The 14,001-nt window shown below is 72.0% G+C and carries 13 protein-coding genes; 5 read left to right on the top strand and 8 right to left on the bottom strand.

Annotation, left to right across the window (positions count from 1 at the left end):
* Window positions 1-187 precede the first annotated feature (187 nt).
* Complete coding sequence (locus G127AT_RS16170; protein ID WP_244857599.1) at window positions 188-871, top strand: hypothetical protein; 684 nt, start codon at window positions 188-190, stop codon at window positions 869-871.
* A gap of 281 nt (window positions 872-1,152) precedes the next feature.
* Window positions 1,153-1,845, top strand: a complete 693-nt coding sequence (locus G127AT_RS13640; RefSeq protein ID WP_210897759.1) for a phosphocholine cytidylyltransferase family protein — start codon at window positions 1,153-1,155, stop codon at window positions 1,843-1,845.
* A gap of 78 nt (window positions 1,846-1,923) precedes the next feature.
* Here G127AT_RS13640 and G127AT_RS13635 read toward each other — a convergent pair whose 3' ends face one another.
* Window positions 1,924-2,460, bottom strand: coding sequence for an ECF transporter S component (locus G127AT_RS13635; RefSeq protein WP_210897757.1), 537 nt, complete (start codon window positions 2,458-2,460; stop codon window positions 1,924-1,926).
* 162 nt (window positions 2,461-2,622) lie between these two features.
* Here G127AT_RS13635 and G127AT_RS13630 point away from each other — a divergent pair, with 162 nt between their 5' ends.
* On the top strand, window positions 2,623-3,396 hold the full coding sequence (locus G127AT_RS13630; protein WP_244857999.1) for an ABC transporter permease: 774 nt from the start codon (window positions 2,623-2,625) through the stop codon (window positions 3,394-3,396).
* Window positions 3,396-4,178, top strand: a complete 783-nt coding sequence (locus tag G127AT_RS13625; protein ID WP_210897753.1) for an ABC transporter ATP-binding protein — start codon at window positions 3,396-3,398, stop codon at window positions 4,176-4,178. Before G127AT_RS13630 ends, G127AT_RS13625 begins: the two co-directional genes overlap by 1 nt.
* A 9-nt stretch (window positions 4,179-4,187) precedes the next feature.
* Here G127AT_RS13625 and thrC read toward each other — a convergent pair whose 3' ends face one another.
* The 6 genes from thrC to G127AT_RS13595 form a co-directional block, all read right to left on the bottom strand.
* A complete protein-coding gene (thrC, locus tag G127AT_RS13620) occupies window positions 4,188-5,612 on the bottom strand; it encodes a threonine synthase (protein ID WP_210897751.1) in 1,425 nt (474 codons plus the stop codon).
* Between the two features lie 102 nt (window positions 5,613-5,714).
* Window positions 5,715-7,016 carry a CDP-glycerol glycerophosphotransferase family protein gene (locus G127AT_RS13615; protein ID WP_210897748.1) on the bottom strand — a complete coding sequence of 434 codons (1,302 nt, stop codon included), beginning with the start codon at window positions 7,014-7,016 and terminating at the stop codon, window positions 5,715-5,717.
* A 96-nt stretch (window positions 7,017-7,112) separates the two neighbouring features.
* A complete protein-coding gene (locus tag G127AT_RS13610; RefSeq protein WP_210902167.1) occupies window positions 7,113-7,997 on the bottom strand; it encodes a glycosyltransferase family 2 protein in 885 nt (294 codons plus the stop codon).
* Window positions 7,998-8,031: 34 nt separating this feature from the next.
* Window positions 8,032-8,844 carry a CDP-alcohol phosphatidyltransferase family protein gene (locus tag G127AT_RS13605; RefSeq protein ID WP_210897746.1) on the bottom strand — a complete coding sequence of 271 codons (813 nt, stop codon included), beginning with the start codon at window positions 8,842-8,844 and terminating at the stop codon, window positions 8,032-8,034.
* Window positions 8,845-8,849: 5 nt separating this feature from the next.
* The gene (locus tag G127AT_RS13600) at window positions 8,850-9,905 is read right to left on the bottom strand and encodes a glycosyltransferase family 2 protein (protein ID WP_244857598.1); all 1,056 of its coding nucleotides are present in this window, start codon (window positions 9,903-9,905) and stop codon (window positions 8,850-8,852) included.
* A 163-nt stretch (window positions 9,906-10,068) separates the two neighbouring features.
* Window positions 10,069-11,754, bottom strand: a complete 1,686-nt coding sequence (locus G127AT_RS13595) for a S1C family serine protease (protein ID WP_210897744.1) — start codon at window positions 11,752-11,754, stop codon at window positions 10,069-10,071.
* A gap of 146 nt (window positions 11,755-11,900) precedes the next feature.
* Here G127AT_RS13595 and G127AT_RS13590 point away from each other — a divergent pair, with 146 nt between their 5' ends.
* A complete protein-coding gene (locus G127AT_RS13590) occupies window positions 11,901-13,103 on the top strand; it encodes an aminotransferase class I/II-fold pyridoxal phosphate-dependent enzyme (RefSeq protein WP_244857597.1) in 1,203 nt (400 codons plus the stop codon).
* A gap of 50 nt (window positions 13,104-13,153) precedes the next feature.
* On the opposite strand, the gene G127AT_RS13585 is transcribed toward G127AT_RS13590, so the two are convergent.
* Window positions 13,154-13,996 (bottom strand): carbon-nitrogen hydrolase family protein, encoded by an 843-nt coding sequence (locus G127AT_RS13585; protein WP_210897743.1) that lies wholly within the window; start codon window positions 13,994-13,996, stop codon window positions 13,154-13,156.
* Between the last annotated feature and the right edge of the window lie 5 nt (window positions 13,997-14,001).

Here is a 14,001-nt window from a genome sequence, read left to right as displayed (position 1 = left end):
AGCGGCGGCCGTCGCGGCCGTCGTGATCTCGGCGGCGGCCGTGAGGTCGCGCTTCGGCTTCGCCCGCCCGGCTTCGGTCGTCTCGGCGGCGCCGGCTGCAGCCGTACGCACGTTCCGGCGCTTCTCGGCGGCGCGCGCCGAAGCCCCGGCGCGGTCGGCGGCGGTGCTCGTCGAAGCGGGGCGTGCCGTGCGAGCGCTCGACGTCTTCGCCGCACTCGAGCGCGCACCCGTGCTCTTCTGCGAAGCCGCGCGCGAGGCGGCCGTGCGCTTCGAGGGTGCCTCGGCGATCGGCGTCACGGCGGTCGCTTCGTCGGCGCCGGACCCGGTGCGCGCCCCCTTCGCCGCGGTGCCGGCCCCGTTCTTCGGTGCGGAGGCCTTGGCCGGGCGCTCGGCGGCCGGTTTCGGTCTCGCGGCCGGCTTCGCGCGGGCGGCCGGACGTGCGGCCTTCGTCGCCGGGCCGGTCGCCGCCCCGGCATCCGCCGACGGATCGGCGGCCGCGGCCCCGGCGGAACCCTTCGCCGACGGCGCCTGCTCCGAAGCCGATTCCTTCGCAGACGTCGTCTGCTCCGCGGCAGCCTTCTTCGCCGCGGTGCGCTTGCTCGCGGCGGCCTTCGCCGCCGCGCCTCGCGTCGCGGTCGCCTGTGCGCGGGCGGAGGCCGATGCCGGCTTCGCGGCACCCTCCGATCCCGCCGCCTGGTCCGACGCACGCGCCGGACGCTTCGCGGGTGCCCGCTTCGCCGCGGGGGCCTTCTTCACCGCGGATGCCGATCCATCCGCCGCCCCCGCGGCCGCCCGGGCGCTCGCGACGCTCTGCCCCCCGTGCTCGGCGTCGTTCCCCTCGCCGGTGCCCTCGGGTGCTTCGTCGTTCTGATCTGAGCGCGAAACGGAAGTCACCATGCCAACCTACCAACGCGGGCGGCCCCAGCACAGCGACTGCCGCACCGCGGGCCATCGGGTAGCTGTGGATCCCCTGGGCGCGCGTATCACGATCGGGTTTCGATCCGGTCACCCGAACGGGGGGTCCCGGAGCTTCGCCGGGTAGGCTGGTGCAGACATGACGGCGTGTCCATCAGTGGACTTCCGGATGACCAGGGGGCCAACGCACCGCGAACGCGGGCGGCTTCCGGCATCCGCTCACCAGAGGAGATGCAGTTGAATACCCAGATCGTCATTCTCGCGGCCGGCATGGGAAGCCGCCTCGGGCGATCCCTCCCCAAGCCGCTCACCGAGCTGAGCGACGGCCGCACCATCATGCGGCAGCAGTTCGACAACATCGAGCAGGCGTTCGGCGCCGAGCCGAACGTCACCATCGTCGTCGGCTACAAGCTCGAGCACATCATCGAGGCGTTCCCGCAGGCCTCCTTCGTCTACAACGAGGAGTACGACCAGACGAACACCTCGAAGTCGCTCATGCGCGCCCTGCAGGCATCGCAGCCCGGAGGCGTGCTCTGGATGAACGGCGACGTCGTCTTCGACCCGCGCATCCTCGAGCGGGCGCTGCCCCTCATCGAGCGCGACCAGTCCTTCGTGACCGTCAACACCGCCAAGGTCTCCGACGAAGAGGTCAAGTACACGACGAGCGCCGAGGGCTACATCAAGGAGCTCTCCAAGCAGGTGCGCGGCGGACTCGGCGAGGCCGTCGGCATCAACTACGTGTCGAGCCGCGACAAGGCCGCCATGCTCGCCCACCTCGGCCGCATCGACGACCAGGAGTACTTCGAGCGCGGCATCGAACTCGCGATCGAGCACAACGGCATGCTCGTCGAGCCGATGGACATCTCCGACCTGTACGCGGTCGAGATCGACTTCGCCGAAGACCTGGAGCGCGCGAACCACTTCGTGTGACCCGCGGCATCCGCTCACGGGAACGCCCGGCCGACGAACGGCCGGGCGTTCGTCGCATCCGGCTCGCCCCGAACCGCGTCAGATGCCGCGCGCGACGCCCGTGCGGGCCAGCGAGGCGGCGATCAGCCGGCCGATCCAGGTGAACAGCAGCGGGCTCAGCGCGAAGAACGCGAGATAGAGGACCTGCACGGCCGGGGCGAAGCGGTCGGCGTCGAAGGTGATGGCGACGGGCACCCCGATGAGCACTCCGGCCACGGCAGCCGCCACGTAGTACATCCACGCCGACCAGCGCCGGTAGCGCGTCAGCAGGAACGGCAGTTCCATGAGGGCCCCGACGAGCAGGCCCGTGCCGACGAAGCGCAGGAACCACATGGGCGCGAAGGCGCTGGCGACGAGGCCGGCGATCACACCCGTGAGCACGGCGACGCCCGGACGCTTCAGGAGGGCCAGGGCGATCACGCTCGGCAGGAAGTGCGTGCCGATCGTCAGACCGTAGACGGCAGGCAGGAACGCGGCGACCGCCGCGGCCAGGTACCCCGAACCGGCGGCGACGATCGCACCGCCGACGCCGATCGCGGCACAGCTCAGGATCACTCTCGTGGTGGTGCGCTGCACGGGCGTTTCCTCTCTCGGGCCGCCGAGCGCGACCGTACCCGAATCTACCGCCCGCCGCTGGGAGCCCGGCCCCGGCCGTCGCCCCCGAACGGGGGACTTCGAACGGATGCCGGTGCGCCATCTACGATGGTGGGCGTGACGAGCTATGCCGAACTGCATCCCATGCAGCACTCCCGCGGCACCGGGTATCGGCATGCCCTGTGGCTGCTGACGACACGCGACCTGAAGGTGCGGTACTCGACCTCTGCGCTCGGCTACCTGTGGTCGATCCTCGACCCGCTGCTCATGTCGGCGATCTACTGGTTCGTGTTCACCGTCGTCTTCCAGCGGCCGTTCGGCACCACCCCCTACATCGTGTTCCTGCTGTGCGCGCTGCTGCCCTGGATGTGGTTCAACGGCGCGGTGTCGGACTCGACCCGTGCGTTCCTGAAGGACGCGAAGCTCGTGCGCTCGACGAAGATCCCGCGCACGATCTGGGTGACCCGGCTCGTGCTCTCCAAAGGCATCGAGTTCCTGCTCGCCCTGCCGGTGCTCGCACTCTTCGCGATCGTCTTCGGCGCCCACGTCGGCATCGAACTGCTCTTCTTCCCCCTGGCCATCGTGCTGCAGGCGGTGCTCACCGTCGGCATCGGCCTCATCGTCGCCCCGCTCGTCGTCTTCTTCCGCGACCTCGAACGGGCCGTGAAGCTCATCCTCCGCTTCCTCTTCTACGCCTCCCCGATCGTCTACGGCGTCTCGAACCTGCCCGAGGAGCTGCACTTCTGGGCGGCGTTCAACCCGCTCTCCGGCATCTTCGGGCTGTACCGCGCAGGCTTCTTCCCCGAAGAACTCGACTGGTTCAACGTCATCGTCTCGGCGGTCATGTCGCTCGCGTTCCTCGCGACGGGTCTCGCCGTCTTCCGGGCGAGCGAGCGATCCGTGCTGAAGGAGATCTGATGACCGAGGTGCAGACCGAAACCGTGCATCCGCGTGCCTCGGCCCCCGCGATCGCGACGGAGGGCCTCGGCATCCGCTTCCGCCGGAACCGCCGCGGCCGCCGTTCGTTCAAAGACCTCTTCGGGGCCCGGAAGCGCCGCACCCGGCCCGGCGAGTTCTGGGCGCTGCGGAACGTGTCGATCCGCGTCGAACCGGGCGAATCGATCGGCGTCGTCGGCCGCAACGGCCAGGGCAAGTCGACCCTCCTGAAGCTCGTCGCCGGCGTCCTCATCCCCGACGAGGGCACCGTCACGGTCGCCGGCGGCGTCGCGCCCCTCATCGAGATCACCGGCGGCTTCGTCGACGACCTCACCGTGCGCGACAACGTGTACCTGACCGCGGGGCTGCACGGCATGACGCGGGCGCAGATCGACGCGAAGTTCGACGAGATCATCGACTTCGCCGAGATCGGCGACTTCCTCGACACCCCCTACAAGCACCTCTCGAGCGGCATGCGCGTGCGCATCGCCTTCTCGGTCATCGCCCAGCTCGACGAACCCATCCTGCTCGTCGACGAGGTGCTCGCCGTCGGCGACAAGGCGTTCCGCGAGAAGTGCTACCGGCGCATCGAGGAGCTCCTGGAGGCCGGCCGCACCCTCTTCTTCGTCTCGCACAACGAACGGGACCTCCGCCGCTTCTGCACCCGCGGCCTCTACCTCGACCGCGGAGCGCTCGTCCTCGACGGCCCCATCGACGAGGTCCTCGACCGCTACAACGCCGACTCGGGCACCGCGAAGAAGTAGGCGGGCGCCTCAGCGCACCGCGTCGCGCGCGATGATCTCGCGGATCGCCTCGGCGTCGTCGGCGACCTCGACGACGTGCTGCGGCGCGTCGAGCAGCTCCTGCAGTTCGGTCGGCAGCGGCGCCGGCTCGCCGATCGCTTCGGCGACGATGCCCGGGAACTTCGCGGGTTTGGCGGTCTCGAGCACGAGCATCGGGATGCCGGGCTCCGGCAGCCGCCGGGCGACGGTGAGCCCGTCGGCGGTGTGCGGATCCACGATGACGCCCGACTCCTCGTGCGTGCGGCGGATCGTCTCGACCCGGTCGGCGTGCGTGCTCGTGCCGCTCACGATGCCGAACTCGGCGGCGAAGCGAGGCTGTTCGGCCGAGAGGTCGAGCACGCCGTCGCGTTCGAGGCCGGCCCACGCCTCCCGCAGCCGTTCGGGGTCGCGGCCGAGCACCTCGAAGACGAAACGCTCGAGATTCGAGGCGCGCGAGATATCCATCGACGGGCTCGAGGTCGCCAGCGTCTGCTCGCCGGCCCGCGGCCGGTACACACCGGTGCGGAAGAACTCGTCGAGCACGTTGTTCTCGTTGGTGGCGAGCACGAGGCGGTGGATCGGCACCCCCATGCGGCGGGCGAGGAACCCCGAGAAGATGTTGCCGAAGTTGCCCGAGGGCACCGCGAACGAGACGCGGAAGCCGGCCCGCTCGGCCGCCGGCACCGCATCCGTCGCCCGCAGCCACGCCCACACGTAGTAGACGGTCTGCGCGCAGACACGGGCGAAGTTGATCGAGTTGACGGCGCCGATCGCGTGCTCGCGCTTGAACGCGGCATCCCCGGTGATCGTCTTCACGAGGTGCTGGCAGGCGTCGAAGTCGCCGGCGACGGCGATGTTGTGGATGTTCGCGTCGGTCAGCGAATACATCTGCGCCCGCTGGAACGGGCTCATGCGGCCCTGCGGCGAGAGCATGAAGACGCCGACGCCGTGCTTGCCGCGCAGCGCGTACTCGGCGGCCGAGCCGGTGTCGCCCGAGGTCGCGCCGAGGATGTTCAGCGTGCCGCCGCGGCGGGCGAGCGCGTATTCGAGCACCTGGCCGAGGAACTGCATCGCCATGTCTTTGAACGCGAGCGTCGGGCCCTCCGAGAGGCCGACGAGCGAGATCTCGTCATCGAGGCGGCGGATGGGCACGATCGCCTCGTCGGCGAACCCTGCCGGGTCGTAGGCGGCCGCGCAGAGGGCCGCGAGATCGTCTTCGGGCAGGTCGTCGGCGTAGCAGCCGATGACGCGTGCGGCGAGCTCGGCGTAGTCGAGGCCGCGCCACCCCTCGAGCCGGTCGGCGATCCGCGGCACCTCGGCCGGCACGACGAGGCCGCCGTCTGGGGCGAGCCCGGCGAGCAGGATGTCGCTGAACGGCGCGGGCGGCATGCCGCCGCGGGTCGAGACGTAGTCCACGGGTCTCCTGTCGATCGGTCGCGCGGGGCGGTCGGCCGCCGCGCGGGGCTCGGGCTCGCCTTCGATGGTATCCGCCCGGTCGGCGGCATCGGGCCGGGCGATTCAGTCGACGAGCGCCTCGGCGTCGGCGTCCGGCTCCTCCGGGTCCTCGGCGTCGTCGACCTCGGGTTCGCCGGCGTGGATCGCCGCGAAGCGCTCCCACTCGTCCATCAGATGTTCGACGGCGCCGTGGAAGCGGGCCGTCGTCGCCCCCGGGGTCGTGTCACCGAAGTAGCGGGCGACCCAGAAACGCAGTCGCTCCTGCGCCTCGGCGTCGGCTTCGACCTCGGCGATGCGGCGGGTGAGCTGCGGGGCGTCCTCGGCGGTCAGCCACTCGCAGGCCTGCAGGTAGCCGGTCGTGTCGACGTCGGCGGCGGGATGCACCGGCCGGGTGATCATGAGGGGCTTGCCGGCGGCGAGCCGGTCGTAGACCATCGCGGAGATGTCGACGATCGCCATGTCGGCGGCGGCGAGCTGCCAGCCGAGGTCGGGGCCGTCGTCGTAGACGTGCTGCGCGGACGGGTCGGCGGTGTTCGCCGCGGCGATCGCCTCGATGATGCGCCGGTTCGCCGCCCCGTAGGCGTGGTCGACGACGCCGGATCGCGGATGCGGGCGGTAGATGACGCGGTGCCGGCCGGTCGCCAGGAGCGCGGCGACGAGGGCCTCGCCGTGCGTGGCGATCGAGCCGTAGGCGGCGGAGGGCCGGTCGCCCTCCCACGTCGGCGCGTAGAGGACGACTTCGCGCTCGTCCGGCGTGTACGGCAACGTCGCGCCGTCGAGGTAGTGGTCGGCCTGGGGGCGGCCGATGGGGATCGCCCGCTTGTCGAAGTCGTAGTCCCAGAGCACCCGCCCGAGCCGGGCGCGGGCCGCGTCGCCGGCGATGAGGGCGTAGTCGTAGGCCTTGAACTGGTTCGTCGTCATGTACATCTTGTCGGACTCGCCGTGGTTGATGAACACGTGCCAGCGGCGCCCGTAGCGCATCATCTGGAAGTTCTTCGCGTTCTGGTTGACGTAGAACACGATGTGCAGGTCCTGCGCATGGATGAAGCGCTCGAGGTCGCCGACCTTGCGCACATAGGCGACCGGGATCGGCGATTCGTCGAGGAGCTCGAGGGCCGCCCCCGAGGCCCGCGAGAGGATGACGACGGGCCAGCGCTCGGCGAGCCTGGCGAGCGGCCGGTACCACTGCCGCAGCTGGTACAGGTTGACCTTGCCGTCGGCGAAGTACACGCCGATCTTGAAGCGGTGGGCTTCGTGCTTCGGCTGCGCCGCGAGCTTCGCGGCGAGGCGTCGCTGCGCCTTCCGCGACCAGGCGATGTCCTTCGCCAGTTTCACGGCACGACGGATGTCTTTCTGCAAACCCACGCGTTCCAGGCTAGGCGAGCCCGCCTGGGGGAACCCCCGCATGCGGCGGGGCCGGGCGGACCGGTGCCCGATCGTTACCCGGGAGCGGAGGCGTGCTCAGACGAGCGGCGGCCGCCCGGCGAGCGTCATACGCCACACGGTGCGCCACCGCATCCGCCGCCGGCCGCCGGGGTCAACCCGCCAGCCCTCGCGCCAGCCGGCCCACCAGGCGCGGAAGCCGGCGGGGTTCCGCGCGAAGCGCAGCTGCTGCAGCAGCGTCCAGCTCGCGACGTAGACGGGCGCGATGAGCCACGGCAGATTGCGTTTGGCCAGCCACACCCGGTTGCGGGCGTTCAGCCGCCAGTACTGCGAGTGGCGGGTCTGCCGGATGACGGGATGCGTGGCGGCGAGGTCGCCCGCGTACCAGGCGCGGTACCCCGCATCCCAGACCCGCCAGGCGAGCTCGACGCCCTCGTGCGCGTAGAAATACGGGTCGCCCCAGCCGCCGGCGGCCTCGAAGACGGCGCGCGGCATGACGAGCGCGCCCTCCCAGCACGAGAACACGTTCGACGAGCGGGCCGGGTCGCCCTTGCGGATCCGCGGGATCCACCGCCTGGGGGCCGGCCCGCCCGCCTCGTCGTCGACGCGCGGCTGCACGAGCCCGATCGACGGCTCGGCGCGCATCTTCGCGATCGCCCCAGCGACGAGACCCGGCGAGAAGGCGGCGTCATCGTCGAGGAACGCGAGCCACTCCCCCGACACGAGCGGCACACCGCGGTTGCGGCCTGCCGGGATGCCGAGATTCTCGGGCAGGTGCAGGGTGCGGATGCCCTCCGGCAGCGCCGGATCGGCCGTCGCCGGGTCCCAGCCGTTGCCGACGACGACGACGTCGGGTTCGACGCCCGCCTGCGTCAACACGGAGCGGATGCCGGCGGCGAGCTCTTCGGGCCTGCGGCCCTGCGTGAGGACGACGACGCCGACCCGCGGGGCGGGCCCCGGCATCCGCTCGCCGCGCTCGCGCCCGGCGGCCGGGCTCTCAGGCACGGACCCGCCTCGAGGCCATGATCGCGACGAAATGGCCGAGCACGGCCAGCACCGCGAGCGGCAGCAGCGCCGAGACGACGATGCGGTCGGTGAGCGGCTGGCCGAGGAAGAGGCCGACGAGGGCGGCGCCGAAGGCGATCAGGGTGAGCTCGACCGAGTGGTACAGGCGATGGAACGGCACGAAACGCGCGGCGCGGCGGAGCGTGGCGACGAGGCCGCCGCGCGGCGCCGACTCCCCCGGAGTGTCGGCGAGCTTCGGAAGCCCGGCGTTCGCGCGGGCCACGTGCACCATGTCGTTCAGCGCCTTGTTCAGCACGATGACGAGCGCGAGGAGGGCGGCGATCGTGGTCCAGAGGAAGTCGCCCGGGAACTCCAGCGGATACCCGGCGGCGCGGATGCCGAGGGCCAGCGGGATGAGCGCCTCGGTCGTGTAATGGCCGACCTTGTCGAGGAAGACGCCCGCCGGCGACGAGGTGCCGCGCCAGCGCGCGACCTCGCCGTCGCAGCAGTCGACGAGCATCTGCAGCTGCCCGAGGACGACGGCGAGCGCCGGCCCCCAGATCCCCGGGATGAGCAGGGCGGCCGCCGTCGACCAGCCGACGAGGATCATGATGCCCGTGACGCCGTTCGCCGAGATCCGCGTCTTCAGGAACAGCCACGTCAGGTACGGCGAGAAGCGGCGGAGGTACAGGGAGGCGACCCAGTGCTCGGCGTTGCGCCGGCCGCGCACCTCGGGCGGCTGGCTCACGCGCTTCAGTTCGGCGATGCTGCCTGGTCTGCCGCGTTCGGCGCGGGCTTCGCTCATGCGGTTCACCTTCCCGTGTGCGCGGCGATGTCGTCCGTGAGCGACAGGAAGCCGAGGATGAAGCCGATCCCCCACGACACGTGTATGCACGGCAAGACTACGAGAAACCATGCGGCGGCGCGCGGCCCGGCTCCACGGCCGTAGGCGAGGGTCGCGGCGACGACGAAGAGGGCGTAGAGGGCGGGCACCGCGAAGCCGATGAGCAGCCACGGCGTCGCGCCGAGCGCGGCCTGCACGATGCCGGCGATGCCGAGCACGAGGCCGAGGGCGACGCCGGCGACCATCGCCGGCGGTGCGAAGTAGCGGATGCCGTTGGCGGCCGGGAACCGGCGGGCGAGCTCGCCGCGCCACAGCCCCGTCGAGAACATCTGCCGCACGAGCAGCCCCGGGCGCGACCGCGGCCGGTACATCACCGACAGGCGCGGCGTGAACCACACCGTGCCGCCCGATTCGCGGAGCCTGCGATTCAGCTCCCAGTCCTGCCCGCGCTTCACGCCCTCGTCGAAGAGGCCGACGCGGCGCAGCGCATCCGTGCGGAACACGCCGAGGTAGACCGTCTCGGCCGGGCCCTCCTCGCCGCCGACGTGCAGCCGCGTGCCGCCGAGGCCGACCTTCGTGCCGTAGGCCAGGGCGACCGCCCGCTCGAAGGCGGTGCGGCCGTGGGCGTCCATGATGCCGCCGACGTTGTCGGCCCCGGTCCGTTCGAGGGTCTCGACCGCGATCCGCGTGTAGTCGACGGGCAGCACCGAATGCGCATCCACCCGCACGACGACGGGGAACCGTGCGGCGCGGATGCCGATGTTCAGGCCCGAGGGCGTGGATCCGACCTCGTTCTCGAGCACGCGCACGCGGTCGTCGCGGCTGGCGAGATCGGCGACCAGCTCGTCGGTGCCGTCGATCGAGGGCCCGAGCGCGATGAGCACCTCGAAGGGGCCGTCGAAGTCCTGCACGAGGATCGACTCGACGGCGGCGCGCACGTGCGTCGCATCGTTCAGCACGGGCATGACGTAGGAAACGCCGATCGGCGAGTCGCGGCTCGCCTCATGGTGCTCGTTCGGCATGGTCCTCACTCGGTCCGGGGGTCGATCGAGCCTATCAGCGAGGCCCCGCGCGGCCGAACCCCGGCGAGGGTGCGGATGCCGTTCGGGCGCCGCCGCCGGCCGTGCGCCGACGCGGAGAGGCCCCGCCCGGCATCCACCGGGCGGGGCCTCGCGTCAGCGGCGATCAGCTCTCCAGCTCGCCGAGGGTGACCTCGACGGTGTGCGTCTGGCCGTCGCGGACGAAGCCGACCTCGGCCTTCGCCCCGCCGGGCAGCGCCCGGACCTGCGCGGTCAGATCGGTCTGGTCGGTGATCGGCAGACCGTCGAACGTCGTCACGACATCGCCGACCTCCAGGCCGGCCTCGGCGGCCGCGCCGCCCGGGGTCACGTCGTTGATGAGGGCGCCCGTCATGCTCGCGCCCTCGGCCGCGGCGGCCGCGCCGACCGTCGCCCCGAGCAGGCCGTGGCTGGCCGTGCCGTCTTCGATGAGCTCCTTCGCGACCCGCTCGGCGAGGTTCGAGGGCACCGCGAAGCCGAGGCCGATGTTGCCGGCCTGCGCCTCGGAGCCGCCCGCGCCGAGGATCGCGACGTTGATGCCGATGAGCTTGCCGTCGGCATCGAGCAGGGCACCGCCCGAGTTGCCGGGGTTGATGGCCGCATCGGTCTGCACGACCGGGATCGAGATCTGGCCCTGGTTCGCCTGCTGCTGCGGGGCCTCGTTCTCCTGCCCCGGGTAGTTCCAGAAGTCGAACGGGTTCTGGCCGCCCTGCTGGCCCTCGTCGCTCTGCTCGTCGCTCTGCTCGGGGGCTGCCGAGCTCGCCACGCTGATCGAACGGTTCAGCGCCGAGACGATGCCGTTCGTCACGGTGTTCGCCAGGTCGAGCGGCGCACCGATCGCGATCGCGGCGTCGCCGACGTTGAGCTTGGACGAGTCGGCGAACTCGATGGGCTCGAGGCCCTTCGCATCGGCCAGCTTGATGACGGCTAGGTCGCTCAGCGGGTCGGTGCCGACGAGCTCGGCCGTGTAGAGCCGGCCCGCCGAGTCCTTCACCTGGATCGTCGGGTCGCCCGTGGCGCCGTCGAGGGTGACGACATGCGTGTTCGTGAGCACATAGCCGTCCTCGCTCAGGATCACGCCCGAACCCGTGCCGGCGCCCTCGTTGCCGGCGACCGAGATCGTCACGACCGAGGGGCCCGCCTTCGCGGCGACGCCCGTGATCTCGTTGACGTTGCGGGTGTCGTTCACGACGATGTTCTGCGGGCTCGACACCGATGCCGGCGCCGGCGAGTCGCTGTTGGCCTGGATGAGGGCCGTCACGCCGGCGGCCGAACCGCCGCCGATCAGGGCGCCGACGACGAGGCCGGCGGCGATGCCCACGCCCAGGCGCGACTTCGGCTTCTGCGGCGCCTGACCGGCCGGACCGATCGGCTGCGTCGGCTGCGTGGCCTGCGCCTGCCCGCCGCCGAAGGCCGGGGGCACGGGCGGAGCGCCCGCCCCCGTCGACGCCGAGGCGTGCGCGGACGCGGGCTGCGGGGCCGGCGCCTGCTGGTGCTCGTACGCGGCCGCCCGGTAGGGCTGCGGCGCCTGGCCGGGTGCGTAGAGGGTGCCCGTCGGCTGGGCCGCGGGGCGCAGGGCCGGCACCGGCTCGGGGGCGGATGGCTCGGATGCGGCGGGGGTCGCGGATGCGGCCGGCTTCGGCGCCTCGGGCGCGTGGGCCTGCGCCTCGGCCGTCGGCGTCTGCGCCTGGGGCTCGGGGTGCGCCGCGGCATCCACCGCGGGAGTCTCGAGGGCGCCCTGCTGCTCGGCAGCCGCCGCCTCGTTCGTGTGCTCGGGCTGTTCCGGCTCGCGGCCGGATGCTGCGTCGGTCATGTCTGCTCCTTCCAAGCGATGCCAGTCTCGCGCGGCGATCTGAGCAGACGGTCTCAGCAGCCTGTGCTGAGGCTATGACCTCGCAGAAATCCGGCCGTGCACGGTGACGGCACCCCGCCTCATGCTACGTGTTCTACCGTGGACGGGTGAGCCCTGAACCCCGACTCGAACCATGGCAGCGCACCGCCGCCGGCGCCGGCCTCCTCGCCGAAGACGGCACGATCGCCCAGACGATCTTCGCCGAGATGAGCGCGCTCGCCCTCCGTACGGGCGCCATCAACCTCGGGCAGGGCTTCCCCGACGAAGACGGCCCCGCCGAGGTCCTCGCCGAAGCGCAACGGGCCATCGCCGAGGGCGTCAACCAGTACCCGCCGGGCATCGGCTACCCCATCCTCCGCGAGGCGATCGCCGCCCACCAGGAGCGGTGGTACGGCATCCGCCTCGACCCGGGCCGCGAAGTCCTCGTCACCGCCGGCGCGACCGAGGCGCTCGCCGCGGCGCTGCTCGCACTCGTCGACACCGGCGACGAGGTCGTCACCTTCGAGCCCTGGTACGACGCGTACGCGGCCCTCGTCGCGCGCGCCGGCGGCATCCACCGCACCGTGCCGCTCCGCTTCCCCGACTGGCGGCCCGACCCCGACGAGCTCCGCCGCGCCGTCACGGATCGCACGAAGATCATCCTGCTGAACGCGCCGCACAACCCCACCGGGGCCGTCTTCGACCGGGCCACCCTCGAACTCGTCGTCGAACTCGCCGAACGCCACGACGCGATCATCGTCACCGACGAGGTCTACGAGCACCTCGTCTTCGACGGACCGCACACGCCCCTCGCGAGCCTGCCGGGCGCGTTCGAACGCACCCTCACGATCTCCTCCGGCGGCAAGACCTTCAACACCACCGGGTGGAAGATCGGCTGGATCACCGGCCCCGCACCGCTCATCACCGCCGTCCTGGCCGTCAAGCAGTACCTGACCTTCGTGAACGGGGCGCCGTTCCAGCCGGCGATCGCCGTCGGCCTCGGGCTCGGCGACGAGGTGTTCGCCGCGATGCGGGATCGGATGCGCGGCAAACGCGAGACCCTCGTCGCAGGCCTTCGGGCGGCCGGGTTCGACGTGGCGCGGGCGGATGCCGGCTACTTCGCCGTCGCCGATGCGGCGCCCCTCGGCGGGCACGACGCGGTCGCGTTCTGCCGAACGCTGCCCGAACGGGCCGGCGTCGTCGGCGTTCCCGTCACGGCCTTCGTGCACCCGGAGCGCCGGAGCGAGGTCGGAAGCCTCGTGCGTTTCGCATTCTGCAAGCGCGACGAGGTGCTCGCCGAGGCCGCGTCGCGGCTCGCCGGGCTGGGCTGAGCCGGGCTGGGCTGAGCCGGGCTGGGCTGAGCCGAGCTGAGGGCGCAGCGTCAGCGCGGCACGACCGTGAAGCGCCGCAGCTCGAGCGCCGGATTGGTGCGCCGCACGTCGCGGATGCGCCCGGCATCCACCCACGCGATCCCGAGGCCCCGGCCCTCGCCGACGGTCGCGAGCTCGACGCCCATCGGGTCGACGATCATGCTGTTGCCGGCCCCGACCGGCGCCGGGTGGTCGGCGGCGAGCACGTACACGGTGTTCTCGATCGCGCGGGCGGTGACGAGGGTGCGCCAGTGGGCTTCCTTCAGGGGACCGCGCACCCATTCGGCGGGCATGCAGATCACGTCGGCACCGGCATCCACGAGCCGCCTGCTGACCTCGGGGAACCGGGCGTCGTAACACGTCTCGAGGCCGAAGCGCAGGCCGCCCGCCTCGAAGAGCTCGGGTTCGTCGAGGCCGCCGGGTTCGACCCATTCCGATTCGCGCTGGCCGAAGGCGTCGTAGAGGTGCATCTTGCGATACTTCGCCACGAGGCCGTCGGCCGGCGAGACGGCGACGACCGTGTTGCGCACGCGCGCGGTGCCGGGGGCGGTTTCGAGGAGCCCGGCGACGAGGTGGATGCCGAGGCGCTCCGCGAGCGCGGCGAGCGCCGTGACGAAGGGGCCGCCCAGGGGTTCGGCGGCGCCCAGCCATTCGGGGCCCGGCTTCGGGGTGAAGGCGTTCGCATACTCGGGGAAGACGACGAGGCCGGCCCCGCGGGCCGCGGCCCGTTCGGCGAGCGCGGTGATCTCGACGAGGTTCGACGACGGCACCGGCCCCGGCGCGAACTGCGCGACGGCAACGCCGAAGCCGGGCTCGGGCTCCCGCTCGGCGGGCGATGCTGCGGAATCGCTCATGAGGT

Source organism: Agromyces archimandritae (assembly GCF_018024495.1).
GTDB classification, from domain to species: Bacteria; Actinomycetota; Actinomycetes; order Actinomycetales; family Microbacteriaceae; genus Agromyces; species Agromyces archimandritae.
Note: the sequence above shows the minus strand (reverse complement) of the source record. Positions and strands in the feature narration are given on the sequence as shown.

Coding starts and splice junctions, on each gene's coding strand:
- G127AT_RS13630 (WP_244857999.1), top strand. CDS start 2,623: ATGCAGCACTCCCGCGGCACCGGGTATCGGCATGCCCTGTGGCTGCTG.
- G127AT_RS13625 (WP_210897753.1), top strand. CDS start 3,396: ATGACCGAGGTGCAGACCGAAACCGTGCATCCGCGTGCCTCGGCCCCC.
- G127AT_RS13610 (WP_210902167.1), bottom strand. CDS start 7,997: ATGCCGGGGCCCGCCCCGCGGGTCGGCGTCGTCGTCCTCACGCAGGGC.
- G127AT_RS13605 (WP_210897746.1), bottom strand. CDS start 8,844: ATGAGCGAAGCCCGCGCCGAACGCGGCAGACCAGGCAGCATCGCCGAA.
- G127AT_RS13600 (WP_244857598.1), bottom strand. CDS start 9,905: ATGCCGAACGAGCACCATGAGGCGAGCCGCGACTCGCCGATCGGCGTT.
- G127AT_RS13595 (WP_210897744.1), bottom strand. CDS start 11,754: ATGACCGACGCAGCATCCGGCCGCGAGCCGGAACAGCCCGAGCACACG.
- G127AT_RS13585 (WP_210897743.1), bottom strand. CDS start 13,996: ATGAGCGATTCCGCAGCATCGCCCGCCGAGCGGGAGCCCGAGCCCGGC.